The organism is Psychroflexus tropicus DSM 15496 (genome assembly GCF_000378765.1).
GTDB lineage: Bacteria > Bacteroidota > Bacteroidia > Flavobacteriales > Flavobacteriaceae > Psychroflexus > Psychroflexus tropicus.
On the sequence record NZ_KB905348.1, the window covers coordinates 24,543 to 50,594 of the forward strand.

The following is a 26,052-nucleotide window of genomic DNA, read 5'->3' on the forward strand; positions in this document are numbered from 1 at the left end:
CTATGAACTTTAGTTCCTTAATTTAAAATCTAATCGACTGCACTCTGAATCAAATCTTCATCAGTTAAATCTTCATCAGGCTCAACTGGAATTCCATATTTGTTTTTGTTTCTATCCGCTAAAAAAGCGTTTGTTAAATTCAATACAGTGCCATCACTTAGTGTGAATCTCCCATTCGATGTCGATATGCCACAAGTGGGTGAACCAAAACTTCTTGTGTTTTCTCTTCCTATAAAACTGATAGCTATAACTTCTCCAGAACTGGCGACACCGTCGTCTAATAATACAGCCACTTTTGGATTTTGAGAATTTAGTGTATAAAAATCATTAAGTTGTGTTACAGGATCGTCATTTAAAAGAGAGGCATCATTTTGATAACCCCATGAATTCTCAATTTCATCTGCATTTATAAAATAGCCAGCAATTCCTTCGCCCAATACAGGACCTACACCCGCTAACATAGGCCACATATTACCTCCGCCATTTCCTCTAAGGTCAATGATCCAGCCTTGGGTATTTGAATTATCCTGACTTATGATCTGGTTTTGAATATCCTGTGCAAATGAAATAGCATCCGAACTATTCGCCGAGCCTGAAAAGGAATTAACTCTCACATATCCAACAGTCTCAGGAGTGGAAACTTCACCAATACTTTGGAAACCACAACGTATTGAGCCTTCAAATAAGTTAGTTCCATCTGCTCCTCTATAAGAACTATGGTCATCATCAAGCAAACGTAAAGCTCTGCTAATGGCCGGATAGGTGTCCTTGATGGTCTGGGCATTTCCAGCCCTTTCAAATACTTGTTGTCTGAAATCGGATCAATCAATTTCATTTTTGTTGATGGAATTCATTTCCATCAGGTTTAAAATCTCATTTAAATAATCTTCTGCAGTGTTAGAAATTGTGTCTCGAGAAGTTGTTCCATTAGAGTCATCATCACTACATGAGAATAAAATAAAAATGAATAGTAGATAAGAGGTAAGTCTTAATTTCATAATAGTATAGAATTAGTTAGTTCTACTAAAATGCATTTTTTTAAAAATTAAACTATAAGAGATAAGGCCAGTTTTTAAAATTTCTATAATCTTCTGCTAGTCTTTTTTTGATAATTGTATATTTAAATAAAAAGCGATGCCAGAACTACCTGAAGTCCACGGATACAAGACCTACATCGATGCTACATCACTTCATAAACGAATTACTTCGATAGATTGTAGAGATACGCGATTACTAAAGCAGCCTTTAAAAGACTTTGAAACGCATTTGATCGATCAAACCTTAACATCGACTCATCGTATCGGTAAGTATCTCTTTATAGAAACCAGTGGTGAAAAAGTGCTGGTATTGCATTTTGGAATGACGGGTAGGCCCAATTACTATAAAGACCCTAATGAACGACCGAAATTTGGTCACCTTGTTCTTAGTTTTGATAATGGGTTCCATTTTGCCTTCGAAAACAAAAGAAAGTTTGGCTGGTGGAATCTAACGGATTCTATTGAAGAGTTTAAAGCTGAACATCGTCTCAGTGATGATGCTAGAGAACTTAGTCTGGAGGATTTTATGCGTTCTATAGAAGGCAGAAAAACAGATATCAAAAAAATAATAATGGATCAAAGTGTCGCCGCAGGTGTAGGCAACTGGATGGCAGACGAAATTCTATATCAGGCTAAAATTCATCCATCCAAAAGACTAGAGCAAATGACGAGCATCGAAATAGAGGCAGTGTTTAAGGCGATGAAAAATGTAATCGAAGTCGCCATCGAAAACGATGCACACTATAGCGACTTCCCAGAACATTTTATGATGCACTTTAGGAAAGAAGGCGCCACGTGTTTTCATACCGGGGCTGAGATTGAAAAAATTAAAGTAGGAGGAAGGACTACCTATTTCTCTCCAAAATGGCAAGTATTAGGCGATTGATACATGCAGAATTGGATTCATTAACTAATCCATGAACTGTACCTTTTTAGACTGGTCGCCTTTGATCTCAAATTTACATTTAGAGAATTTTGGTCTTGCGAGCGATTTCATGTTGGATGCTCCTACTGGTTCTTGTGGAAATCCAAAAATATTGGTATCCAACTCTTTGTTTCCATTTAAATCCTGAAAAAAAGAAACCGCATACTCTCCTTCATTGAGTCCTTCAAAATTGAAGGTAGCCTGATTGTCAAAGGAATTTGAGGTTTGGTTGATTACACTTTCATCAGCATTATCTGGAAAGGTGCTTTCACTTTGATGTAGAGAAATATAAATGGTCCCTTCTTGTTTTTCTATTCCTTCTATAGTAACTGATAGCTTGGCACCCTGAGCTAAGCAAAATACTGAATACAGCATAATTGCGAGAGTAAATAAAGTCGTTTTCATAAGCTTTTTTCTTTAATTTTTTCTAAGCTACTGATAAAAAAAATTTTAGGGCTTTGTTTATTGATTATTTGTCAATGTGTTAAGTGAATTTTATCATTCTAAAACGACCAGACCTAACCTGACTCCAGATTTAAATTTTAATGGGTTGCTAAATGTTTGACCAGTTCATCAAAATCATCACAAACTAGATCTGGCTGAGTCGTGTTTAAATATAAAAGCTTCCCTGGCCGACTTATAAATGCTGTTTGCAATCCTGCGTGTTTAGCACCCATTATGTCCCAAGCATGAGCTGCAATCATCATGGCATTTTTGGGTGAGCAATCTTCTTTTTGTAAAAGGTACTGATAAGGATCTGGATGAGGTTTAAATTTTTTAACCTCTTCAACGCTGTAAATCTTATCGAATAAAGATTCCAACCCAGAATGTTTCATCTGCATATTTAAGGTCTTTTTACCGCTATTGGAGAGTGCAACCAATTTGAATCCTTCTTTTTTCAGTAGCTCTAATCCTTTGATAACATCTGAGTGCGGTTGAAGTTTTGTAATAACAGAAAGCGTTGTTTTTATGTCATGCTCTGAAAGCCGTTTAGAAAATCCCTGAGCAGTCATATGTAATGTGGACGCTCCAATGTCTCCGAAATCTGAATACGTGCCAGTGGTAGTTTCGACCATTGCAAACTGAATCAGTTTTGAGAACCAAACTTCAAAAGCTGAAGTGGCCCCCAGCAATTTATTTACCTTTTCTTTAAGAGGAGAAAGGTCTAAAAGGGTTTCATTCACATCAAAAACTAAAAGCTGTGGAGTATTTTTCATTGTCGTTGGCTACATCGCACGATGATTTTCAGATCTGTTCTTGTAAGCATCGTAATTATCTTTAATATGACTGTCTATTTCTAGAGGACTGTTTTTATTAGTTTCTACATCCTGTAATCGCTTTTCTCCCCCTAAAATCACGTCAATCTTGTTTTTAAGAAAGCCTTCTATTGCTCTTTCAGCCACAAGTTTCACGCTATCCATATGTTCCATATCGACATTTTTCAGCATGTTGGTATCTGTTGCTGTTGGATAAACCGTCATGACATGAATGTTTTCAAAAATTAGTTCTCTGCGCATAGCTTCAGAAAAATGCTTTAACCCAGCTTTTGTGGCTGCATATACCGAATAAAAAGGTTTGGCGATAAGTCCCAGGCCCGATGAAATATTTATAATCCCTGCATCACCACGTTCTTTCAATAGTGGTAATGCTTTTTTGGTGAGTAAAATTACACCCGTAAGATTGATGTTAATTTGGTTGATGATATCCTCATCTGATAGTTTCTGAAGGGGGGCAGCACTCACTACTCCAGCGTTGTTGATCAGCAGATCTATACCGTCCCAATGAGAACGTACCTCATCTATCAATCGATCAATATCTTTCACTTTTGAAACATCTCCAGCCACAAGAATAAAGTTGACATCCTTAAACTCCTTTTGCAAAGCGTCCAGTTTATTCTGAGATCTACCTATGACGGCAAAATCTTTTAAGCCATGATTGATCAATTGTCTGATTAGTTCTTTTCCAATACCAGCGCTGCCTCCAGTGATGAGTGTCTTTTTTCCTTTTAGGTTCATCTTTCGAAATTTTTAATCCTCATTAAAGTTATAAATTTAGTCAGTATACCTGACTTTGTTTAAGGTTGCATAATAAGAAAAAGCCCTGATAGAAAATATCTATCAGGGCAAATCTTTCAAACAATTTAGTATTATTTATTCTTCAAGCATAGCGAAAAACTTATCCAGATTTGGCATAATCACAATCTGCGTTCTTCTGTTTTTGGCCATATTTTCTTTACTATCATTTGGTGCGATAGGATCGTAACTGGATCTACCTGCAACAATTAATTGTTCTGATGGAACATCGAATTTAGTTTCCAATCGTCTCACTATGGCTGCACTTCTGCGTGCACTTAAATCCCAATTGTCAACGATGTAACTATCTTTCTTTAGCGTTCTGCTATCGGTATGTCCTTCTACTAAAACTTCTAAAGACGGTTCAGACTTGACTACCTCAGCAATCCTTGATAAAATATCATCTGCATTACTACCTACTCGGAAGCTGCTGTCTCCAAACAGTAGATTATCATCGATATTGATTTTTACCATGGTTTCTTCGATAGAAACATTCAAGTCTTCACCAGAATTCGACATCTTTTTGGAGATGTTATGAGAAATCGCAATGTTTAAAGAATCCTTCAATGAAGTTGCTCCTGCAAGTTTAGCTGCGGGAACATTTTCTAATGTTTTTCTCATAGCTTCTTTATTCTTTTCAGAAAGCACTAAGCTTTCTCCGGGAACACTTACCATCATACCCTCTTTTTCGGTCTGGAGTGAAGCAATCTTGTTATTGTAACGCTCTACTCGCATTTCAATTTGATTCATCTGATCTTCCAGCTCTTGCTTCTCTGTTCGGGTTTGCATCAATTCAGATTTGGTTTCATCCAAATTGTTTTCTAGTTCTGTATACTTCTTCTTAGAAACACAGCTAGTCATAAGAACTGCTGCACTTAAGCTTAATACTATTTTTTTGGTTTTCATGGTTTAATTTTATTTTGTTGATGTAAATAACGGAATTTTGCTCTAACATATTGTTAGTTTTCCACTTAGGATTTTGTTAAAAGATGATAAGTTACATCTAATTTTTATGAATCATAATCCTTTAATGGTCTGGATAAAAGCGTTTTAAGCGATTTGGTGAAATACCCAGTTTAAATCCTAGAACCAGCAGCGTATCTATAATGAGCTGAGTGATCACTCCATTTTTCTGAAACCTTCTGCTGGAGGTAGTGACATAGGATTTTGTCTTTTTAAGCTTTCCAAGCTGGCGCAAACGCTTCTGAATTTCAACATCTTCCATAAAGGGAATAGGTTTAAAACCACCAATTGTTTTAAAAGCCTCAGCTTTCATAAACATGCCGTGATCTCCATAGGTGAAAAACTCTAAATTAAATTGACTACACCACTGGTAGAATTTAAAAATAGGATGTGGATTGTCCATTTTAAGTTTGAAACTTCCCGCAACAATTTCTGTATTTTGCAATAACTTATTTACATCATTGTAATAGGTCTTCGGCAAATAAGTGTCGGCATGCAGAAAGAGGAAAATATCTCCTGTGGCTTTTGAGGCTCCATAATTCATCTGAGCAGCTCTCCCTTTGGAGGACTGAAGCACATTGACTTTTTCAAAGGATTTAGCTAGCTCTAGAGTTTGGTCCTGACTTCCGCCATCTACAACAATAATTTCAGAATGGCCCTGAAGCCATAAAGTATGCTCAAGGACTTCAGCAATAACCTTTTCTTCATTTAACGCTGGTATAATAATACTAATAAGCATAAAGCAATGTATTGTAAAGCATTAAAGCTACCTCTACACAATATCAAAATAATAGCGTTCTAAACTGAAGAACCTGATAAGTATATATACATGTAAATATAATGGCAGCCAGAACTTCAATAAATGTAGACGCTAAAAATCCAATAAATGACCCAAACGCAGCCCTTGAGGCTTGCTTGCTTTCCATCTTGGAGAAGGTGAGTTCTGCAATATAAGCCCCGAGAAATGGAAATATCAACGCACTTAAAGGTATCGGGGTAAATAACCCTACAACAAGGCCGATTCCTGCTCCATACACCCCATACTTACTGCCTCCAAATTTTTTGATGCCGAATAAAGGGATAAGATATTCCAATGCAAAGATCAACAGAGTTACTCCTAGAGTGATCCAAAGGAGCTGGCTACTCAAGCCGACTTCAGGAACAAAATATAAAATCAAGATACCTATCCACGAAATTGGTAAACCAGGCATGACAGGCAAAAAACTACCCACGATACCAACCAGACAGCAGATAAAACCTATACTTACAAGAAGAATACTCATATGTTGTAATTATCCAAAATTGATACTAAACATAAAGAATTCGGGGAAGTAAATCTTATTTTTGTGCAAATAAATTTGATGAGTTCACTTTACATCCATATCCCTTTTTGCAAGCAGGCTTGCCATTACTGTGATTTTCATTTTTCTACGTCTCTAAAGTACAAAGATGACTTAGTGAAGGCCATTTGCAAAGAGCTCATCCTGCGAAAGGAGGAGTTACCTCACGATGTTGAGAATATTTATTTTGGAGGAGGAACCCCTAGCCTGTTATCTGAAGAAGAGTTGAATTTGATTTTCAAAACCATTTACGATTCCTACACTGTTGTAAAGCATCCCGAAATTACCCTTGAAGCTAATCCGGATGATCTGGATCTAAAGTATCTCAAGATGCTCTCAAGAACAAGGGTCAATAGATTAAGTATAGGTATCCAGTCGTTTTTTGGGGAAGATTTAAAACTGATGAATAGGGCTCATAATGCTGAAGAAGCTGAAACTTCAATTTTACTCGCCAAACAATTCTTTGATAATATTTCAATCGATTTGATTTATGGTATCCCAGGTATGAGTGAAGAACGCTGGAAAGCCAATTTGGCAAAAGCTCTTGAACTTGAAGTTCCACATATTTCCAGTTATGCTTTGACGGTGGAGCCCAACACAGCCCTAAAGCATTTCATAGATAAAGAAATCATTCCTCCAGTAGATGACGACCTAGCCAAAAAACACTTTGATATTCTAGTTGAGACTATGCAGAATGAAGGCTTTGAAAATTACGAGTTTTCTAATTTTGGAAAATCTGGGTATTATTCCAAAAATAATACCGCCTATTGGACCGGTAAGTACTATCTTGGGATTGGTCCTTCAGCTCATAGCTTTGTCAATAGAACAAGAAGCTGGAATGTAAATAACAATCCTAAATACATCAAAGCACTTCAAGCCGGTGAACTTCCAGCGGACTATGAACAATTGTCTACAACAGACCGATACAATGAATACATTATGACGCGTCTTAGAACTATTTGGGGAGTGGATGTAAAGGTTGTTGAAAAAGAATTTGGATTGACTTATGCAGCTTACCTCATGGATCATATTCAGCAATTCCAACAACAGGGGTTACTAAAACTTGAAGGGGATGTTCTGAAAGTCACAGGCGATGGCAAATTTTTGTCGGACGGTATCGCCTCTGAATTATTTATGCTAAATTTAAAATAAAAAATGTCCAACATAGATTTAATCATCGAAGAACGTGCTGCAGATATAGGCAACTTTATGGTGGGAAGATTGCTACCATTTCGTCAAAAACGCATGGTAGGTCCATTTGCATTTATCGACCACATGGGACCAGCAAAAATGACTGCAAAAGAAAACCTCGATGTTCCTCCGCATCCACATATTGGTTTATCTACGCTTACTTTTTTATTTGAAGGAGGTATCGTTCATAGAGATAGCTTGGGAACAGAAGTAGAGATAGAACCAGGAGCTGTCAACTGGATGACCGCAGGTCGTGGAATAGTTCATTCTGAACGAACACCTCAGCGACTACGTAGTAAGGACAAGACACTTCATGGGTTGCAAATTTGGGTAGCCTTGCCTGAATCCCTGGAAGATATGTCTCCTCAATTTACACATGTGGAAAAAAATGATATTCCTTTCTGGATCGATAATGGTGTTGAAATCAGGCTCATTGCAGGTCAGGCGTTTGGTAAATCTTCTCCTGTTCCTGTTCATAGTGAATTATATTTTATCGAACTTAAGTGCAAAGAAGCAGCAACTGTCGATATAGGAAAAGACTTACACGGCGAAAGCGCCCTCTACATTTTGGAGGGTCAGGTTAAAAACGAAGCCCATAGTTATGATCCTAAACAAATTTTGATTGCCAAAGATGCTTCGCTTTGTAGCTTCACAATGAAAGCAAACACTACGGTTTATATTTTTGGAGGGAAGCCCTTTCCCGAGGAACGCCACATCCACTGGAATTTCGTATCGAGCAGCAAAGCTAAAATCCAGAAGGCTCGAGACATGTGGAAGAACCAAGAATTTGATAAAGTTCCAGGAGAAACCGACTTTGTTCCCTTACCAAATTAATAAAGCCATCGATGAATATTGAAGATCTACGAGACTATTGTTTAAGTAAGCCAGGAGCCACAGAAGATTTTCCTTTTGATCAACATACCTTAACATTTAAAGTGATGGGTAAACTTTTTGCCTTAACCTCCTTAAAGAAATGGGAGGAAGGAGACCACAGCCTTAATTTAAAGTGTGACCCTAAAAAAGCTATAGACTACCGAGAAAAATATCCTGATGAGGTCTTTCCCGGTTATCACATGAGTAAAAAGCACTGGAACACCGTAGTGGTAGATGGTCCTCAACTTACAACAAAATTTATCCAACACCTTATCAATCATAGCTATGAATTGGTAGTAAGTAAACTTCCAAAATCAAAAAGGGAGACTTTACTTCCTTAAACTTTCTTTTTTAGATCGACTTTAAAAGATCAATACTTCTATTTTTGCAATTCAATTTTTAATTTATGTCAACACCAGGATCTATTTATTCTGACTCTATAACGCGATACACTTTAGATTTAAAGGCGGTTAAAACTCAATTATTCTGGTCGAGTATGCTTCGGTTACTAGTTTTTCTCGCCATCGCCTTTTCTGTATACTTTTTCTGGTCCTCCACCAGAGTCGTGATTGGTTCTATCATCCTTGGTATTGTCATCTTTCTCATTTTAGTGACCAGACATTCTAAAATCCAATACAATAAAGCAAAATTGAAAGCACTTCTTAAGCTTAATGAAACTGAACTTAAGGTATTAAAACGAGAGTTTTCAGAACTTCCCACAGGTGAAATTTATAAAAATCCGGAACATGAATTTAGCCAGGACATTGATATTTTTGGCCAGCATTCATTCTTTCAGTATTTGAATAGAACTGCTCTAAAAGAAGGTCAGGATAACTTAGCTAAAAAGCTGACATCAAATTCAATCGATAAGATTGATGCTAAACAGCAAGCCATCAAAGAATTGGCGGAGAAAATAGAACTAAGACAGAACTTCGCTGCAGATGCTAAGCTGGTTGATACTGACGTTAAAGCCAGTAGTATCGTCAATTGGGTAAACTCTTATTCAGCTTTTGTGCCAAGGTGGATGTCCTGGTTTCCCCTTGTTTTTTCTGTCTTGTCTGTTGTTATGATTTCTGTCTACTTCTTCAATTTTATCACCGGAGCTCAATTATTACTTTGGTTTGTGATTGGGTTGGGCATCACTGGAGCTTTCCTAAAGCGTATCAATCAACTTTCCAGCCATGTGAGTCAGGCGCAGAGTACCTTTCAGCAGTATTTCAAATTATTGAAGATGATAGAGGACGCTGAGCTTAAGTCAGAATTGTTAAGATCATTTCAATCTCAAATCCAATCTGATGCAACAAAAGCGAGTGAGATTTTAAAGCGATTATCCAAGCATATTGATGGTTTAGATCAGCGTAATAACATTCTGCTGGGCATCGTATTGAATGGCTTTATGCTTCGAGATCTTACTCAATCCTTGAAGATAGAAAAATGGATTCAGGCACATGCCAGTCAGGTTCAAAATTGGTTTGAAGTCATTGCAGAAGTCGATGCTTATAACAGTTTGGCGAATTTTCATTTCAATCATCCTGACTATGTCTTTCCAGTGATAAAGCAAGAAGGGAGCTTTACCAAAACAAAGGGAGCAGTTCATCCCTTAATACCCCCAAATGACGCCGTTAGAAATGATTTTGAGATCAAAGACAACGAATTTTTTATCATCACTGGAGCTAATATGGCTGGGAAGAGTACTTTTTTAAGGACAGTTTCCCTTCAAATTGTAATGTCCAATGTGGGTTTGCCGGTGTGTGCGACTTCTTGTGAATATGTGCCTACCATGCTCATTACCAGTATGCGAACTGTAGATTCTCTAGCCGATGAAGCCTCTTATTTCTTTGCAGAACTCACTCGCCTCAAATATATTGTTGACCAAATCCAAACCGATAAATATTTTATCGTTCTGGATGAAATTCTAAAAGGAACCAATTCGACCGATAAAGCGATTGGATCCAGAAAATTTGTCGAACGATTAGTCAAAGCTAACGCCATCGGGATCATAGCCACTCACGATTTGAGTTTATGTAAGGTCGCAGAGGAGTTACCTCAAGTTCAAAACTATTATTTTGATGCCGAAATCATCGATGATGAACTTAACTTCGACTACACCCTTAAAGAAGGCATATGTAAAAATATGAATGCCTCATTTTTGTTGAAGAAAATGGATATTGTGGAGTAGTATTTCATTCCTTTAAGTAAGATTATTCTCTGAATTTTTAACGGACTCTAAGTTTGTTCTCGACTCCGCTCGAACCTAAACAAAGAACTGTATTTCTCAAGCTTTTAGAATTAAAATGATTTGAGAACTCCTAACGTTTCAAGTTCGAGAGCAGTCGAGAACTATTCATTCCCCTTAGGTTAAGCATATTATAATCAACAATAAATAAAGTTTATAAGGCTTTGGAATAGCTAATATGCTAAGTCTAAAAGATAAACTAATAAAATTACTTTTATGAAGTAGTTATTTCTCTGATGTTTAAGACTGGAATTATAATTTCGACAACTGACTACTGACTACCGACTACCGACCACTCTACTTCTTCACTCGTTTTTCATTCTTTTTGACAAAGGCGTCCCAGCCTGAATAAGAAGCGCCAACATCGGTTTTTCCACTATTATAAAAATGACAAACCGCAGCGGCAAGACCGTCGGTTGAATCCAAATTTTTTGGCAGCTCTTTAATTTTCAACATTTGTTGCAGCATTTTAGCGACTTGTTCTTTACTGGCATTTCCATTGCCTGTAATCGCCATCTTTATTTTTTTAGGCAGATATTCTGTGATCGGGATTTCCCTGGAGAGGCCTGCAGCCATCGCCACTCCCTGAGCCCGGCCAAGCTTTAGCATAGACTGCACATTTTTTCCAAAAAAAGGAGCCTCAATGGCTATTTCATCTGGGTGATAAGTGTCGATAAGATTTATGGTACGTTCAAAAATAAGCTTGAGTTTGGTATAATGATCATCGTATTTCTTGAGCATTAACTCATTCAATTGAACAAACTTCATCTTTTTATTTACGACCTCAATCACTCCAAATCCCATAATGGTGGTTCCTGGGTCAATGCCTAAAATAATTCTTTCTGTCGCCAATAGCTTATTATTTTGTTATTTTGTAGCAATGAAGATACCTTACAAAACTAATCAATTCCCGGTCTTGCTCATCAAACTTTTAGGAGTAAGTCTTAGTGGAATCGCAATTTTTCTTGCCTTTCAGGAGATAAGTTCTGCTCAATGGAATCTTCTTTTTCAGTCCTCTCAGCTTATTAATTTCCTAATCCTTGGTATTGGACTCTCACTTCTGAATTGGTTTTTAGAAGCCTTAAAGTGGAAAACTTTGCTTTATGAACTGTTAACCGTCTCTTTCTTGGGAGCTTTTTCAGAAAGTCTGAAAGCTCACGCTATTAGTATTATTACTCCCAATAAAATAGGGGAGTTTGGAGCCAAAGCTAGTTTTTATCCCAAGTTATATAGGACCAAAATATTGAAAATGACACTTACAGGTCAACTTTACCAACTGCTTGCGACATGTTGTTTTGGTATTTTGGGTTTATGTTTTGTGTATATGGAACTGGAGTCGAATCTACAGCTAAGCATTGGGATGGTGCTTGGAGTTCTGCTCCTAATTTGGATCTTGATTGTTTTTTCAAATTTTGAAAAGGATTGGAAGAATAAAATCAAAAATTATGTGATTTCACTTTCAAACCTATCTAAACCAAGAAACTCTCTGGTATTAGGCTATTCCTACTTAAGGTATCTGTGTTTTAGTCATCAGCTATATTTTTTTCTGTGGCTATTTCAACCTAATTTAAGTTACTTAGAAATCATGCCTGTAATTTTTTCGATTTACTTCATCAGTTCTTTTATTCCCACTTTTTTAATTTTGGATGCTGGTTTAAAAGCAGGATTAGGATTAATCCTTTTGGAAAACTTCCTTCCTCCAGAAGTTATAATTACCTCAATGGCTATAATGTGGGTGTTCAATTTTGGGATACCAGCGATCATTGGAAATATTTTGCTTTTAAAACCAAAGCATAAACAAGCGAACCTACAACTTAACTGATGCTCATGATAGTGGTATTCTACCTGGTTTTGGGGATGTATTTAAGTTGGATTGCTTGGCTAACTTTTGCACTGCCTCAACCAACTCAAAATCATCCAATAAAATCCAGCGAAGCTAGAACCTCTTTCTCTGTTGTGATTCCTATGCGAAATGAGTCTGAGCACTTACCCGGACTTCTCAAATCTATTTCAGAATTGTCTTATCCAAATCATCTGTTTGAAGTGATTGTGGTGGATGATGATTCTCAAGATAATTCCTGGGCCACAGTTAGAAACTTTCAAGCTAGGCACCCTACAATTAAAACTTTTCTGTTATCAAACCTTCTTTTAAAAGGTGAAAAAGTGGGTCCGAAACCTAATTTATCGCCTAAGAAAAAAGCTATTCATAAAGCGATTTCATTAGCCTCCTACGACTATATCATCACCACCGATGCTGATGTTTTTTTACCCAAACATTGGTTGAAATGTTATGATGTCAAGTTACAAGATGGTAAAGCAGATTTGATAGCTGCTGGAGTAGTTGTTGCCCCTGGCCATAGCCTTTTATCTCAGTATCAACACTTAGACATGCTAGGGCTTCAGTTATTTGGCTATGGAAGTTTTGCAAGAGAACAATACGTAATCTGTAACGGTGCTAATCTGTGTTATAAAAAATCGACCTATTTAGAAGCTAATGTTCATGAAGGAAAAGAAAGCATTGCTAGCGGAGATGATGTTTTTACATTAGAAAAATTTAGACTCTTCAATTCTAAAATAGAATTTTTATATGACTCTCGTGCGGTAGTTTGGACTCAACCAGTTGCTTCTTTTCAGAGCTTGTGGCATCAGCGGGTGCGATGGGCCAAGAAATCTGCAGCCATGAAAAGTCTCTACTTAAAGTCTTGTGGTCTTTTAGTGGCGTTTATGCAGTTATCTCTTATTCTAGGTCTGTTTTTCGCCTTTTTTGATACTGTCTTTCTTACTTTCCTTATTAATGCTTTTGTACTAAAATTCCTTGTTGACGCTTGGAGTCTGAGTAAAATTGCTAAGCTTCAAAATTTAGGATTTTGCTGGACTGATTTTTTTAAAGTTAGCCTTGTATACCCCTTTCTCACTTCTTTTTTTGCGTTTTCTAGTCTATTTGGAAAATTCGAGTGGAAAGGGCGCAAGTATACTAAGTAACTATTTTATTAGAATGGGGATTTGAGCATGAAGTGAAACGGGTATACTTCGTTTTTGAGCGGGAAAAATTTCTGGTAATTCTGAAATAGCCTCTCTTAGCCAATTTTTTATCTCTGGATTCTTATCCCTAAGCTCGTCTTGAATTTTAAAACCGTCAATACGAGTATCACCATTTGAAGAAATAAACAGCTTTACAATCAAAGTATCTTTGGTTTGTACAGAAGTGATAAGTTCTACCTTCTCTAAACGATCTCGTATAGTTTTTTTGATCTGGTTTTCGAAGCAGCTTTTGCTTTCCTGTTTAGAGGTGATGATTCCACAGGTTGTAAAAGTGGGATAAAAGTCAACTTCATTCCAATTGATGGATTTGATTTCTTGTTCTAGAATCTCATTAGCAGATTGCTTTTTGAGATCAAAATCCTGACACGAAGCAAGTGTTATGGTAAACAAAAGTATAGCTAGCCACCGATTCATAGAGTAAATGTAATCAAATGCTTTATTTTGGAGCGTCTTTGTTTTTAGATTCTATCCATAGAGACATGTATTTTGTACTTTGTGTAGAATGATGCATTAAAATTTGACCTATAAAATTATGTTGCCGATGTTCCATTAGATGTTCTTCTAAACGATTCAGCCGTTTAAAGAAATTTGCGACGAAGACCCTGCGTTGAAAGCGCTTGTTGATTATGGTAAATCCGTTACGCTGAGCGATCTTCCAGCGCTTTGGCATTTTATAAAGAAAAATGGCTTGTTGAGCTATGTCTTCGGCGGTGTTCGCTATTTCTCCACACCAGGGTAAATCTCCGCACAAACCTTCTGCACCAATAGTTGTTGTAATCGATGGGGTGCCGGCTTGCATGGCATCTATGAATTTTCCTTTTAATCCAGCGCCGAAGCGAAGCGGCCCCAGTAAGACTTTTGACTTACTTATAGTTTCAATGGCATCGTGCGCTTTTCCTTTTATGATAAACCCTTGTTCAATATTGTGAAGTTGCTCTACTTTCTGAGAGGTATAGGCACCATAAATGTGAAGCTCTGCGTCTGGAAGTTCTTTTTTTATTCTTGGCCAGATTTCTTCTTTAAGAAATAGAGTTTTGTCCCAGTTGGGCGCATGTAAAAAATTCCCTATACTCACAAAATGCTCGCGTTCTTCAAAGTTGGGGAGACTTTTTATATCATCATCTTTCAGAGGTTTCAAGAGAAAGGGGAAGTATAACAAAAGGTTTTTTGATACTCTAAACTGATCTGCCAGCAATTTCATTTCTGATTTTGAAATGATCAAACTTAAGTCGGAACGTAAAATAGAAGCGATTTCACGCTTTGCAATGTCAGAATAAAGGTAACTTTTTTTGAAACTTTGATTGTCTTTATAAGCCTGTTGTCTGGCTTTTCTAAGAAAATGAAGGTCTTCGGTGTCAAGTATTCTAATCGCATTAGGGCAATGTTCTGAAACTCGCCAACCAAACTGCTCTTCCATCATGAATCTATCAAAAAGGACATGCGTGGGTTGTTCTTCCTTAAGGAATTCATCAAATTCTGAATTGTTAACCTGAATCTGTTTTTGAGCAATACCTAAGTCTTCAAGATTTTCAGCATGTTCAGAAAATTTGGCAGGGGAAGCATATGTAATTTTAAATTTCTTCTTTAGAAATAAATCGATGAGCTGCATCATTCGACCTCCAGCCGCAGAGGACTTAGGTTCTGGCCAGACAAATCCAATAATAAGCAATTTATAGTTACTCATAAATTCAAGGTTTGGTTCCATGCGAAAATCGGTATTCTTTCTTTATTTAGCCCATCATTATGAAAATATTGCCTACGATGCTATGAGCTAAGAAGTAAAATTCTATAAAAAGAAGTTCCAGACCAGCCCGAAACGAATCGCAAAATCCCTGTAAGGTAACCTTGGGGCTGCAAAATTGGAATTACCTTGAAAAATAGTTGTGAAATTTTCAAGTTTAAAGTAAATCCTTGCTTCTCTTATTTTGGCATTCACAAAAAAATCAGCGGTATAAAAACCGTCGAGTTCCTGGAAGTCTTGTACAGCAAATTCAGATAGAATAGGATCATAGGCCTTTGCCATAAAACTCGTGAAATAATTAAAAGTAAATCCTGTTTGTAGATATAAAGCTCTTCTAAATAGGTAATTGTCATAAAAAAGAGAATGTCTGGTCACAAATTCTGGGACAGGAAAGACCGACTCTCCCTCTAGCACATTCTGGTACATCACCGTATTGGCAAGATTTAAATTTCCATATTTAAAATCTTTTTCAGCTTTAACCTTAAGATATCTAACTTGTAAGTTGGTTTGTAAAGGGGTAATTAGACTGTCTACCTCTGCACCCTCTGCTGTAGAAGTATATCCAAAATAGGCATGATTGTCAACCTGTGTAAGGGAAGCACTGGCTTTTCCATATTTTTTAGAGTTAGCCTCTATGTTTAAACGCTGAGTGTTAACGTTATCAAATTCTGGATTATACCAGTTGTAGTTTTCATAAGCACTTTGATTGAGGATCCAGTTAAAATTAGGGGCTGAAGAACTTAAATCGACCTTAGCAGAAAACTGAAGTGAGTCTGAGACCCTAGTGCTGGCCGTTCCATGAATTTCATAACCACCGCTGTAATCGCCGGAGATATTATAGAGTGCTCGACCTTCAAGTTTAAAGCCTTTATACGTTTTTTGATAGGTCCCGCCTAAACTGATGATATCTGTTTGCAGTCGATTAGGGATCGTCTGGTCATCAAAGATCACAATGGAATTATAACCGTAATTAATACTATTATGTTTAGCCAAAAACCCGATTCGGCCTAAATAGGCTTGGGAATAGGATAAGATCATGGTATTAGCAACATTTTGGTACTCGACTTCATCTTCTAAATTTGTATTTTCAAAAGTAGAGCCGAAAAATTGAGGAGTGGACGTACCTTGAGTAAAAACATATTCCTTATCTGTAACATCCAGGATGTGGTTTAATCGTATTTGTCCGTTTTGAGTAGAATCATTGCCAGGTCTTATATTGTAATATTGATTGGCATAAAAACGTTTCGCATCCAGTTTGTTCTCTGCGTCTACCAGTCTTACCTCTGCAGTGGCTCTGTTTTGAATTTCTTCAATCTCATTGATGTATTGCTGGTTGGAAAGATCGGTTAACCCACCATTTTCCTGGTTCAGAATATCCTGAGCGGCAAAGTGTGACCTGATGAAATAGCGATTGTTGTAGGTTCTGAAATTTAAACCAAGCCTCAGGTTTCCTGTACTGGTCAATTCACGCTGATAATTACCAAGTGACCTCAAGCCTTTGTAGGCAATGGATAGGTTGAGGTTGGGTTTTAGGTTGGTTGCAAAACTGGCATCCAGATTTTGTCCCTGCTCAAAAACAGTTCTAAAATAAAGCTCTGTGAGAGGTGTTGGGACTTCATAATAAGGAATATCTTTAACTTCCAAATAATTAAAATGTTTAGCTCTGGCACCAAATCGAGGTAGAGCATTTAAATCGTCGAAGCTATATCCCATTTCAGTATATGGTCTACCCACGTTAGAGAAGGGTAAAAGCTCAAATGCATCTTTTCGTAAGTAATTAAAGGCGTAATCTTTTCTTATCGTCAACGTAGTATCCACATAAGTGGTATCATTTTCTATGCTAATGATTTTATATTTGGAAATGTGTGGTTTTTCACGATCATCTTTAACTGATGTTGTTGTTTCTCCACGCTGATTATTCTGTCCTTCCTGGGGTTGCTTGCTTTCTTGTAGTCTTAGGTCTTGAGCCTGCATTAGTGAGGAGAATAGTAAAATAAAAAAGAGGTAACTTAAGAACTTCATTAGCGATTATAATACGTGGACAAAAGTATCATTTTTAGTTTACAGATTTTATATTTTTGAATTCAATTATGCTTCAACTTAATTTTCAAAATAAATATTTAGAATGCGGAACAGACGAAGCCGGGCGTGGCTGCTTAGCTGGACCAGTAACTGCCGCTGCCGTCATTTTGCCAGCCGACTTTCATAATGACATACTCAATGATTCAAAACTTCTTACTTCAAAAAAACGAGAACTTCTGGAAGTTATTTTAAAAAAAGAATCTTTAAGCTATGGGGTTTCACATGTAGAAATGGAAACCATCGATGAGATTAACATCCTTAACGCTTCCATTTTGGCAATGCACCAATCTATAGATCAGCTCACCTCTAGACCAGAATTTATTTTGGTAGATGGAAATAAGTTTAAACCCTATCAGAATTTAAAACACGAGTGCATCGTTAAAGGAGACTCGAAGTTTTTGAGCATAGCCGCTGCTTCAATAATCGCCAAGACTGCCAGGGATGCATTTATGAAGAAGATAGACCAGGAGTATCCGATGTATGAATGGGCTAAGAATAAAGGTTATCCTACCAAAGCCCACCGTGCAGCCATCAGAAAGTACGGGGTTACCAAGTACCACAGAAAAAGTTTTAGACTGCTTCCAAACCAATTGGAATTAAATCTATAAACCCTAAGCTATTTCAGCTCAGTTTTATATTTTCAACTTAATTTTGTGTTTTTGAAATCCTCAATTTATGCGTCAGTTTTTTATTCTTGTTTTTATATCCATAGGCTTGGTGTCTTGCCAATTTGAATCTGATTCTACTCAAGGAAAACTTATCGATTTTATACCCTCTAAGTCGATTTTGGTTTTAGAAACTGAAGATTTATCTCATACATTAGAAGTCTTAAAAGGTTCAGATTTATTTAAAAATAATGCTTCACTACCCATTATTGAAACCATTCGGGACAATTTCAAGTTCGTAAATTACTTTCAAAACGATGCAGAAGCCATTTTGACTGTTACCCCAATTGGAGAAAGAGAATTAGCCACCTCTTTAATTATTGAAGATAAGTTTTTAGAGCTGGATTCTATCCAACTCCAAAGACAAAAAAAAATCGACTATGCCGGGAAAGTTATAGCCGAGTTTCAGCTGGATCAGTCTACATTTTATTCTACACGTATAGAAAAGGTTCGTATAGCTTCAGAATCCAAGTTGATTATTGAAAACGTCATTAGAGCTTACAATAACCAATTTAGGTTTGAAGACACCTTCTATAGAGCCCATAAAGCTGCCACTGGAGAAACTTCCTTATTTATTAATTTAAAGGAAGCTGACTATCTCTATAAAAATGAATTTAACGATTTAAACACCCGGTCTGTAAAAGATTTAGGAGAGTGGATGAGTTTAGACCTGGAATTTTCAGAGGGAAACCTTCGATGGTCTGGAGCCATTTTAAGCTCGGACACCTCTCAAAAACTAAGATTATTTAAAGGAGTAGACGCAGCTGAGCTGAGACTACACGAAGTAACTCCATTGAACGCTACTGGTTTTTTAAGCTTATCGTTTTCAAATTTTGAAACCCTTCAAGACAACCGTGCAGAAGAAGATTTCAAGGCCAATTCTTCTTTTAAGTCAATCTTTAAGGATGCTAATGAAGTAGGAGTGATAGAATTAGAAAATGGGGCTTTGGTTTACGATATAGTAAGTTCTAAGGTAACTAATACTCTGGATTCTTTATCCACTAAGACTTTAGCAGAAACCAAATTTAGAAATCAAACGATCTACAGCATTGATGCTGAAAATGTATTTGCGAATTTCTCTCCGCTTTTGTCCAATCATAAGTTTTCTGTGTTCACGGTTTATGACAGTCACTTTTTATTTGCCAAAGATGAGAAAGTATTAGAGGACCTTTTGGTCAACATCAATAATCGCTCTGTATTGAGTGAATCCTCAACTTTTGAAGCTGCCCTAAATAAAATGAGTGGTTCTGCACATATGACCTGGGGCGGACAGCTGCAGGCTATTCTGAATCAATTGGAAAAATCTGCTGTACAAGATTTTGTGACTAATCTCAAAACCTTTAATACACAAGGCTACGGGTCACTTATCATGCAGGCCACTTATGAAGATGATTTTGCATTTGTTAACGGGATTATTTCCAAAATAAAGCCGTCAGCCAATTCCAATGAAGCCATTGAGGTGAAAAGAATAAAGCTTGAAAATACCATAACTTCAGACCCTTCATTCTTTATTAACTGGAGAACCCGACAAAAAGATATTGTGGTTCAGGATGAACAAAACCAGTTACACTTAATAGGAAAAGACGGAAAAACCATCTGGAATCGAGCCTTGGACAGTCGAATTATTGGGGACATACTCACCTTTGATATTTATAGAAATACAAGATTACAGATGGCGTTCACCACACAGAGCAAATTATATGTCATCGATAAAAATGGTAAGGATGTTTCTCCTTTTCCTTTAGATTTCAATGATTTTATTACAGAAGGCTTAGCTATTTTCGACTATGATAATAATGGGAAATATAGATTTGTCGTGGTTCAGAATGATGAAATTTTGATGTTTGACAAGGAGGGTAAGCTGGTTAAAGGGTTTGATTATAATTCAAATGGGAATATCGAAAGAACACCTCAGCATATTCGCATCGGACGTAAAGATTATATATTGGTAGAAAATAAGAAAGGGCTTAACATTTTAAACCGAACAGGAACCGTTCGGGTGAAGCCTAAGCAAAACGTCAAGCCTTCTGGAAACACCTGGGGGTTGAACAATAATAGCTTTGTGGGTACCAATTCAGATGGTGATTTGATCGAAATTGCAGAAAATGGAATGGTTCAAACCACCGATTTAGAATTATCTCAAGATCATTACGTAAGCGTAAGCACAAAGCATGTGGTTACCTTTTCTGAAAACAGCCTAAGAGTAAATGGTCTGAGTAAAACCTTGGATTATGGTTTGTATCTCCCACCTCAAATTCATGAGCAGGCCAATCGAACTTACTTCAGTATTGTAGATCAACAAGCGAGTAAAGTATATCTTTTTGACGAGCAGGCAGAGTTAGTGCCAGGATTTCCAGTGTTTGGTAATTCCCAAATCGACTTAGATTTGACTGTGCCTAATGAGATCAACTTTATCGTGAAGGGAGAAGACAACGGGGTGTTGATTTATAATAAAAAACTTTAGGATTCCGTCAACTTGGCTTCAAATAATTCGGAGAAATGATATTTGAGTTTCTGCTTGACTTCCTCCACGGGAATTTCTTTTTTGCCCAATTCTACATTGAGAGAAGTCACAGCTTTATCCTTAATTCCGCAAGGAACAATGTTGTCGAAATAGCCTAAGTCTGCGTTGACATTCAAAGCGAAGCCATGCATGGTGACCCAGCGGGATGCTCTTACGCCCATCGCACAGATTTTTCTGGCAAACGGCGTGCCTACATCCAGCCAAACTCCGGTTTCGCCCTCACTACGCTCGGCTTTGAGTCCGTATTCATCTAAGGTAAGAATGACCATTTCCTCCAAAAAACGAAGGTATTTATGAATATCGGTAAAGAAGTTTTCGAGATCTAAAATCGGGTAGCCAACAATTTGTCCCGGGCCATGATAAGTAATATCGCCACCACGATTAATCTTGTAGAAGGTGGCGCCTTTCTCGGCCAGTTGTTTTTCGTCCAGTAATAGGTTAGCCAGGTCACCGCTTTTCCCTAAGGTATAGACATGGGGGTGTTCTACAAAAATCAGATGATTTTCAGTAGGTAAATCGGTAGATTCCCTGCGGTTCTGTACTTTGATGTTGAGCACTTTTTGAAATAATTCTTCCTGAAAATCCCAGGTATCCTTATAATCGCGTTGTCCCAGCTCCAGGACTTTGATGGCTTTATTCATAACATTTTATTCTGATGCAAAGGTAGGGGTTATCCATTAGATCCCGATTTTAATTTGCATTTCCCCTCTTTTCCTTAACAGTTTGAGGATTGGATTAACTTATGAACATATGGAAGCTACTCTTTATAACCTTTCATGTAAATTCTGGATTTAAACATAAACAACTAAAATTTAACATATTATAGTGGAAAACCGTAACAAGTGTACGGTCAAACCGTAACGGGTTTAAATCTTAAAGTTTTACATTTGCTATGTTAATAATTTACAAAGTGATTTTACACACACAGAGCAAAAACTGTTAGGATTTGTGAAAGCCTAAGTTTTATTTATGGGTTTACTTAGTTGCGAGTTTTATTTCCAGAAAGCTATATAACTAACAAAAACACCTATTTAAAATGAAAACTTTATCCATAAAAGCAATATTATTTATTGTAATGTTTCTTTCTGTACTCAGCTGTCAGAACGAAGATACTCATGAACACTTGATTTCAGAATTAGAGCCTAAAAAACAAAAACTCAGTAACGTATCTAGCAAAGATATCCCCGAGGTGATGAATTTCTTGAGGCAGGGGGGAAAAACTCAACTAGATTTTGCTATCCATAGCAGTGGGTCTAATGTAAATAAATCTGGGAGTGAGGACCTAATTTTAACCACTGTAGAACTAGATAACATTAAAAACTGACTAACTCTCAAGGATTATCTAACTATTCCTTTCAATTAAGGTTTGATAATCATCAAAATCTGAGCGGTTATACAAGTATTTTTAACCTTGTGGTAAAAGAATTGAGTACAGGCGAACATTACTCCTACATCCAGGAGTTTAGAATAGAAAATGCTTGGCTATTGACAAATAACCTTCAAACCGATATGCCATCTTACACGGGCTTTATGGTGTTTTACAATACCGAGGGTGAATATTTAATCAATTTAGAATTGAGTAATGGAACTTTAGTTAACTATGAAGAAACGGGTAAGTGCGACGGAAGCCAAGACGGTTCAGGCTCAAACTCTGGAGGAGGCGGCTCAACTGATGGTGGAGACGGTCCTGGAGACGGAGGTAGTGTACCAGGAACTGGAGGACCCGGAGGAAATTTTAGCGGTCCTGCATCCCCAATAGCTATCATATTCCTACCTTGTACTTGTTGCAGTTCTCATGCTCCAGGGGGTTGTACCCACCCAATTTATATTACGATAGTACCAGATAAAAAGTCTACTAAAAATCTCCTCAAGAACGGCTGTGTCGCAGCGCCAGAAGAATGCTTCAATGATGTTCAGGATCCATGTGAGTGTGATGGGAACGGTGGCTGTGTAGAGGAGAATGATGAGGTGCCAATCAATGTTTTTCCAATTAATATAATGTTGGTGTCTCAGTTAAACTCTTTGCTAGATCAAAACTTACTACCTACTCAACTCCAGACGATGGGACCTTATGGAGATGAACTGTTTCAGCAAATGATCGATTTTTTAAATGAAAATTCAACTATAGAAGCTCAAAACTTTATTCATGCTGTCGCAGAAACCATAGAAGAAGTGGGTAGCGAGGGCACTGTAGAAGTGGATTTTGAGGCAATTTTTGAGGCCTTTATAAATAATATTTTAATATCAGCCTTCCCTTTCGTAAAATATCCAGAAGGGAGCAATTATGAAGCAACCTACCCAAAGCTTACAGAATATTTGAAAAACCAACTACCATTAATTAGCGACAATCAATTTATAATCAATAAAATTGAAGAGCATGGAGACCTATCTTCAGAAGAAATTAAAAATCAATTAGAGTGGGGTAAGGGTCCTATCATAGAAATAGTTCAATTAGATAATTTTTGTAGTAGTTGTTCTGAGAATACATATGGTCTATTTCAAGGAAATAACCCTAATACGCTATTGATTGACCAGGACTTAGTTAATGACTTAGAGAATACAAATGCTGGTTCGTTATTAGCTGATTCTTTTTCCTTTTTAGTTGGTGTAACGATTTTAAATGAATTTGTTCATTACAGCGAATATCGAGATGGAGAATGGAACAGCGAAGAATCTGGACTGCTTTTTGAAACTGATGTTTATGGACAAACAGTTTGGAGAGATAATGCGCTAATTATCTTAAAAAACTAACAATATAGAGTTATGACAAAACTTATAATTACATTGATATTGGTTTTTTTGTGTTTTAACGAAACGTGTTCAATTAAAGAACAAATACTTAAAGATTTATTTAATGATGATAAATTAAAAGTGTTTTTTGAAAACAGGAGAGTTATTCATTTAATAGATAGTTCAGATTGTAAGTTTTCATTTAATTTTAAAAAAATGTTTAGTATCAAGCTTGTGTCAGATAAAAAAGTAAATGCTTTAAAATTTAATTCTATTAAAATTAAAGATAATTGTCTTGAAGTGGAAATTCAACTTTTTTCTGAAAATACGATTTACAAAGCAGAGTATGGAGTCTTTAAATATGATTCACTTGTTCTGAATAATAGTTACTTAATTCAAATAAGGCAACCCAAGTGAATTCTATGAAACTATTATTCATTATTTCAGGACCAATATTTATAGTATTTATTTATCTACTTGTTAAGTTCTTTACTAAAAATCGATTCAAATTTAAAACAAAGGCTAAACGTATTCTATTTACAACATAAACTTCAATTTTAATTTATTTGATTCTTTTTTTAAGCTCAGTATTTATCTATTACGGTTATACACCTCAATTAGATTTTAATCAGCAAGTATGGATAGATCAGCCTTCAAAAAGATACTTGATGCTTGAAGATTTAGTGGAAAGTAAGTTGCTTACTTCTTATACCACTGACGAAGTAAGAGATAAGCTAGGTGAGCCAACGATAAACAATGATAGTATTTTTGAATATAAAATAATCGAAGTAGGTAAATTAGATTTTTATGAAAATAGATTGCTTATTTATCATGAAAATAAGGAAGTCATTGATGTGGACTTGAAAAAGCGAAAACTGCATTAGAATTACATAAAACCACCTTCATCAAGGTGGTTTTTTCTTTAAACCCCACAGCCAAATCTTCTCACCAAAGACATAAAATCAGGTCAGTTGTAAACATAAAGCTAAGTATCTCAAACATTAAGTCAACTTAAATGAAAACCTACCTGCCTGATGCAGTCAGGCGGGTCAGAATAAAAAACAGACCAGAACATTTCTTAAAATCCCATAGCTTAAATCTTAGGATTATAATAGAAAAAGGTTCAAAACTTCTCAAGAACGGCTGTGTCGCAGCGCGAGAAGAATGCTTCAATGATGTTCAGGATCCGTGTGAGTGTGATGGGAACGATGGCTGTGTAGAGGAGAATGATGAGGTGCCAATCAATGTTTTTCCAATTAATATAATGTTGGTGTCTCAGTTAAACTCTTTGCTAGATCAAAACTTACTACCTACTCAAGTGCAGGCGATGGGACCTTATGGAGATGAACTGTTTCAGCAAATGATCGATTTTTTAAATGAAAATTCAACTATAGAAGCTCAAAACTTTATTCATGCTGTTGTAGAAACTATAGAAGAAGTGGGTAGCGAAGGCGTAGTTGAAGTGGATTTTGAGGATCACTTGAGTGATTATGATTTTAGAGAAGAGTCTGCTGAAATTTTAGTTTTTGAACAAGATTATAGGAACGACATGAGCCAAACTGAACTTTCAATCTTTAATGATCTCTCCCGATTTCAGCAATTGGATTATTTGCATAGTGCGTATTTAGCATTTTTTTATGCTGAAATTTATTTTGAGGATACACCTATGGTACAGTACAACGGTAAGGGCGATGCTTATCGTCATGCGCTATGGAATGCTTTAGGTGCAGCTAAACTTGGTGAGAGTTTAATGGAGCAACTTGCTAGTGCTCATGAAGAAAAACCGTTTGAATACCCTTATCATTATAAAGAAAAGGAAATGGATTTATTTAATAACCAGGTTGGTAGGAATATAGGAAATCAATCTATTTTTATGTTAATGATGAAAATAAAATTTGCATCGGATAGAGGTGAATTAAGATATTTATCACATACGAATCCTGAAGCAACATCAAATTCTCAACTAATACCAACAAATTTGTAATAATGAAATTTAAGTTCATATTTTTTATAATGATTTTATCATCTTGTGGTGGTAAAATTGAAAAATCTTGGAAAGTGAATGATTTTAGCAAGGCTCACAAGTTTTCATTAAAGTGTCCTGATAACAGTACTGTGTCAAATGCTAGTATTTTTTTAGAGGGTTATATCTCAGATACGATATATCTAAGTAAGGTTGAAAATGATTCTACGATGATAATTACAAATAAATCCTTACCGAAAAAGATTTCATCCGATTTTTATGGCGGTGAATTCAATTTCTTTTTGAGCCCTTCAAGAGCAGAAGGAGAATTGAATATTACAATCACCATCAATTATTATTAAATAAAAACACAATTGAACTTAAAAAACCAGTGGAAAAACGTAATTGCAAACGCTACTAATGCTAGAAAAGGAAATTTTGGCGAAATTTGCACCGATATTGATTTTGTTGAGAAAGGCTACGAAGTAGTACATGTAAATAGACACACGACCATAGACCCGATAGGCGACAACACAGGTATAGACCATATATTTAAAAACCCTGTCACTGGAAAATACGTGATAGTAGAAAGCAAATTTCATGGTACAGGTGGATTAACAACATTGCCAAATGGAATAAGACAAATGAGCGATGAGTGGATTTCTAAT

General features: G+C 36.5%; 29 protein-coding genes. 16 read left to right on the top strand and 13 right to left on the bottom strand.

Annotation, left to right across the window (positions count from 1 at the left end; genetic code table 11):
* Positions 1-29: 29 nt before the first annotated feature.
* A complete protein-coding gene (locus F598_RS0113840; RefSeq protein ID WP_019039669.1) occupies positions 30-734 on the bottom strand; it encodes a S41 family peptidase in 705 nt (234 codons plus the stop codon).
* 87 nt (positions 735-821) lie between these two features.
* The gene (locus tag F598_RS15390) at positions 822-998 is read right to left on the bottom strand and encodes a hypothetical protein (protein ID WP_019039670.1); all 177 of its coding nucleotides are present in this window, start codon (positions 996-998) and stop codon (positions 822-824) included.
* A 136-nt stretch (positions 999-1,134) separates the two neighbouring features.
* Here F598_RS15390 and F598_RS0113850 point away from each other — a divergent pair, with 136 nt between their 5' ends.
* Positions 1,135-1,923, top strand: coding sequence for an Fpg/Nei family DNA glycosylase (locus F598_RS0113850; RefSeq protein WP_019039671.1), 789 nt, complete (start codon positions 1,135-1,137; stop codon positions 1,921-1,923).
* 24 nt (positions 1,924-1,947) lie between these two features.
* Here the strand turns inward: F598_RS0113850 and F598_RS0113855 are convergent, their stop codons facing one another.
* The 6 genes from F598_RS0113855 to F598_RS0113880 form a co-directional block, all read right to left on the bottom strand.
* A complete protein-coding gene (locus F598_RS0113855) occupies positions 1,948-2,367 on the bottom strand; it encodes a DUF2141 domain-containing protein (protein WP_019039672.1) in 420 nt (139 codons plus the stop codon).
* Positions 2,368-2,504: 137 nt separating this feature from the next.
* Positions 2,505-3,179 (bottom strand): haloacid dehalogenase type II, encoded by a 675-nt coding sequence (locus tag F598_RS0113860; RefSeq protein WP_019039673.1) that lies wholly within the window; start codon positions 3,177-3,179, stop codon positions 2,505-2,507.
* Between the two features lie 9 nt (positions 3,180-3,188).
* On the bottom strand, positions 3,189-3,977 hold the full coding sequence (locus tag F598_RS0113865; RefSeq protein ID WP_019039674.1) for an SDR family NAD(P)-dependent oxidoreductase: 789 nt from the start codon (positions 3,975-3,977) through the stop codon (positions 3,189-3,191).
* A gap of 135 nt (positions 3,978-4,112) precedes the next feature.
* A complete protein-coding gene (locus tag F598_RS0113870; protein ID WP_019039675.1) occupies positions 4,113-4,940 on the bottom strand; it encodes an OmpA/MotB family protein in 828 nt (275 codons plus the stop codon).
* A 121-nt stretch (positions 4,941-5,061) separates the two neighbouring features.
* A complete protein-coding gene (locus tag F598_RS0113875) occupies positions 5,062-5,736 on the bottom strand; it encodes a TIGR04283 family arsenosugar biosynthesis glycosyltransferase (protein ID WP_019039676.1) in 675 nt (224 codons plus the stop codon).
* 43 nt (positions 5,737-5,779) lie between these two features.
* Positions 5,780-6,280 carry a DUF456 domain-containing protein gene (locus tag F598_RS0113880; protein WP_019039677.1) on the bottom strand — a complete coding sequence of 167 codons (501 nt, stop codon included), beginning with the start codon at positions 6,278-6,280 and terminating at the stop codon, positions 5,780-5,782.
* Positions 6,281-6,358: 78 nt separating this feature from the next.
* Between F598_RS0113880 and hemW the strand changes: the two genes are divergently transcribed.
* The 4 genes from hemW to F598_RS0113900 all read left to right on the top strand — a co-directional run bounded on the left by hemW (position 6,359) and on the right by F598_RS0113900 (position 10,580).
* A complete protein-coding gene (gene hemW / locus F598_RS0113885; protein ID WP_019039678.1) occupies positions 6,359-7,489 on the top strand; it encodes a radical SAM family heme chaperone HemW in 1,131 nt (376 codons plus the stop codon).
* Positions 7,490-7,492: 3 nt separating this feature from the next.
* Entirely contained in the window at positions 7,493-8,362 is an 870-nt protein-coding gene (locus F598_RS0113890) for a pirin family protein (protein WP_019039679.1), read from the top strand.
* Between the two features lie 11 nt (positions 8,363-8,373).
* Positions 8,374-8,742: an MmcQ/YjbR family DNA-binding protein gene (locus tag F598_RS0113895; protein WP_019039680.1), complete on the top strand. Its 369-nt coding sequence runs from the start codon at positions 8,374-8,376 to the stop codon at positions 8,740-8,742.
* A 65-nt stretch (positions 8,743-8,807) separates the two neighbouring features.
* Positions 8,808-10,580, top strand: coding sequence for a MutS-related protein (locus F598_RS0113900; RefSeq protein ID WP_019039681.1), 1,773 nt, complete (start codon positions 8,808-8,810; stop codon positions 10,578-10,580).
* A gap of 354 nt (positions 10,581-10,934) precedes the next feature.
* Here the strand turns inward: F598_RS0113900 and ruvC are convergent, their stop codons facing one another.
* A complete protein-coding gene (ruvC, locus tag F598_RS0113905) occupies positions 10,935-11,489 on the bottom strand; it encodes a crossover junction endodeoxyribonuclease RuvC (protein ID WP_026302740.1) in 555 nt (184 codons plus the stop codon).
* 28 nt (positions 11,490-11,517) lie between these two features.
* Here ruvC and F598_RS0113910 point away from each other — a divergent pair, with 28 nt between their 5' ends.
* Positions 11,518-12,459: a lysylphosphatidylglycerol synthase domain-containing protein gene (locus F598_RS0113910; RefSeq protein WP_157595026.1), complete on the top strand. Its 942-nt coding sequence runs from the start codon at positions 11,518-11,520 to the stop codon at positions 12,457-12,459.
* A gap of 5 nt (positions 12,460-12,464) precedes the next feature.
* Entirely contained in the window at positions 12,465-13,619 is a 1,155-nt protein-coding gene (locus F598_RS0113915) for a glycosyltransferase (protein ID WP_033408726.1), read from the top strand.
* Here F598_RS0113915 and F598_RS0113920 read toward each other — a convergent pair whose 3' ends face one another.
* The 3 genes from F598_RS0113920 to F598_RS0113930 all read right to left on the bottom strand — a co-directional run bounded on the left by F598_RS0113920 (position 13,620) and on the right by F598_RS0113930 (position 17,394).
* Complete coding sequence (locus tag F598_RS0113920; protein ID WP_019039685.1) at positions 13,620-14,093, bottom strand: hypothetical protein; 474 nt, start codon at positions 14,091-14,093, stop codon at positions 13,620-13,622.
* A 22-nt stretch (positions 14,094-14,115) separates the two neighbouring features.
* Complete coding sequence (locus tag F598_RS0113925) at positions 14,116-15,363, bottom strand: glycosyltransferase (protein WP_026302741.1); 1,248 nt, start codon at positions 15,361-15,363, stop codon at positions 14,116-14,118.
* Positions 15,364-15,465: 102 nt separating this feature from the next.
* A complete protein-coding gene (locus tag F598_RS0113930) occupies positions 15,466-17,394 on the bottom strand; it encodes a putative porin (protein WP_019039687.1) in 1,929 nt (642 codons plus the stop codon).
* A gap of 116 nt (positions 17,395-17,510) precedes the next feature.
* Between F598_RS0113930 and F598_RS0113935 the strand changes: the two genes are divergently transcribed.
* Together F598_RS0113935 and F598_RS0113940 are read left to right on the top strand one after the other, a co-directional pair.
* Positions 17,511-18,110 (top strand): ribonuclease HII, encoded by a 600-nt coding sequence (locus F598_RS0113935; protein ID WP_019039688.1) that lies wholly within the window; start codon positions 17,511-17,513, stop codon positions 18,108-18,110.
* 67 nt (positions 18,111-18,177) lie between these two features.
* Entirely contained in the window at positions 18,178-20,631 is a 2,454-nt protein-coding gene (locus F598_RS0113940) for a hypothetical protein (protein ID WP_019039689.1), read from the top strand.
* Here F598_RS0113940 and lipB read toward each other — a convergent pair.
* Positions 20,628-21,332, bottom strand: a complete 705-nt coding sequence (gene lipB, locus F598_RS0113945; protein ID WP_019039690.1) for a lipoyl(octanoyl) transferase LipB — start codon at positions 21,330-21,332, stop codon at positions 20,628-20,630. The genes F598_RS0113940 and lipB overlap by 4 nt on opposite strands.
* Positions 21,333-21,727: 395 nt before the next feature.
* Between lipB and F598_RS0113950 the strand changes: the two genes are divergently transcribed.
* From F598_RS0113950 to F598_RS0113980, 7 genes are all read left to right on the top strand, one after another.
* Positions 21,728-22,015, top strand: a complete 288-nt coding sequence (locus F598_RS0113950; RefSeq protein ID WP_019039691.1) for a hypothetical protein — start codon at positions 21,728-21,730, stop codon at positions 22,013-22,015.
* Between the two features lie 89 nt (positions 22,016-22,104).
* Positions 22,105-23,442, top strand: coding sequence for a hypothetical protein (locus F598_RS0113955; protein ID WP_019039692.1), 1,338 nt, complete (start codon positions 22,105-22,107; stop codon positions 23,440-23,442).
* A gap of 12 nt (positions 23,443-23,454) precedes the next feature.
* Positions 23,455-23,838 (top strand): hypothetical protein, encoded by a 384-nt coding sequence (locus F598_RS0113960; RefSeq protein WP_019039693.1) that lies wholly within the window; start codon positions 23,455-23,457, stop codon positions 23,836-23,838.
* A 251-nt stretch (positions 23,839-24,089) separates the two neighbouring features.
* A complete protein-coding gene (locus F598_RS0113965; protein ID WP_157595028.1) occupies positions 24,090-24,305 on the top strand; it encodes a hypothetical protein in 216 nt (71 codons plus the stop codon).
* Positions 24,306-24,436: 131 nt separating this feature from the next.
* Positions 24,437-25,405, top strand: coding sequence for a DUF6973 domain-containing protein (locus F598_RS14995; RefSeq protein WP_019039695.1), 969 nt, complete (start codon positions 24,437-24,439; stop codon positions 25,403-25,405).
* A gap of 2 nt (positions 25,406-25,407) precedes the next feature.
* Positions 25,408-25,746, top strand: a complete 339-nt coding sequence (locus F598_RS0113975) for a hypothetical protein (RefSeq protein ID WP_019039696.1) — start codon at positions 25,408-25,410, stop codon at positions 25,744-25,746.
* A 12-nt stretch (positions 25,747-25,758) separates the two neighbouring features.
* Positions 25,759-26,052: hypothetical protein (locus tag F598_RS0113980; protein WP_019039697.1), on the top strand; the 294-nt coding region annotated here is incomplete at its 3' end.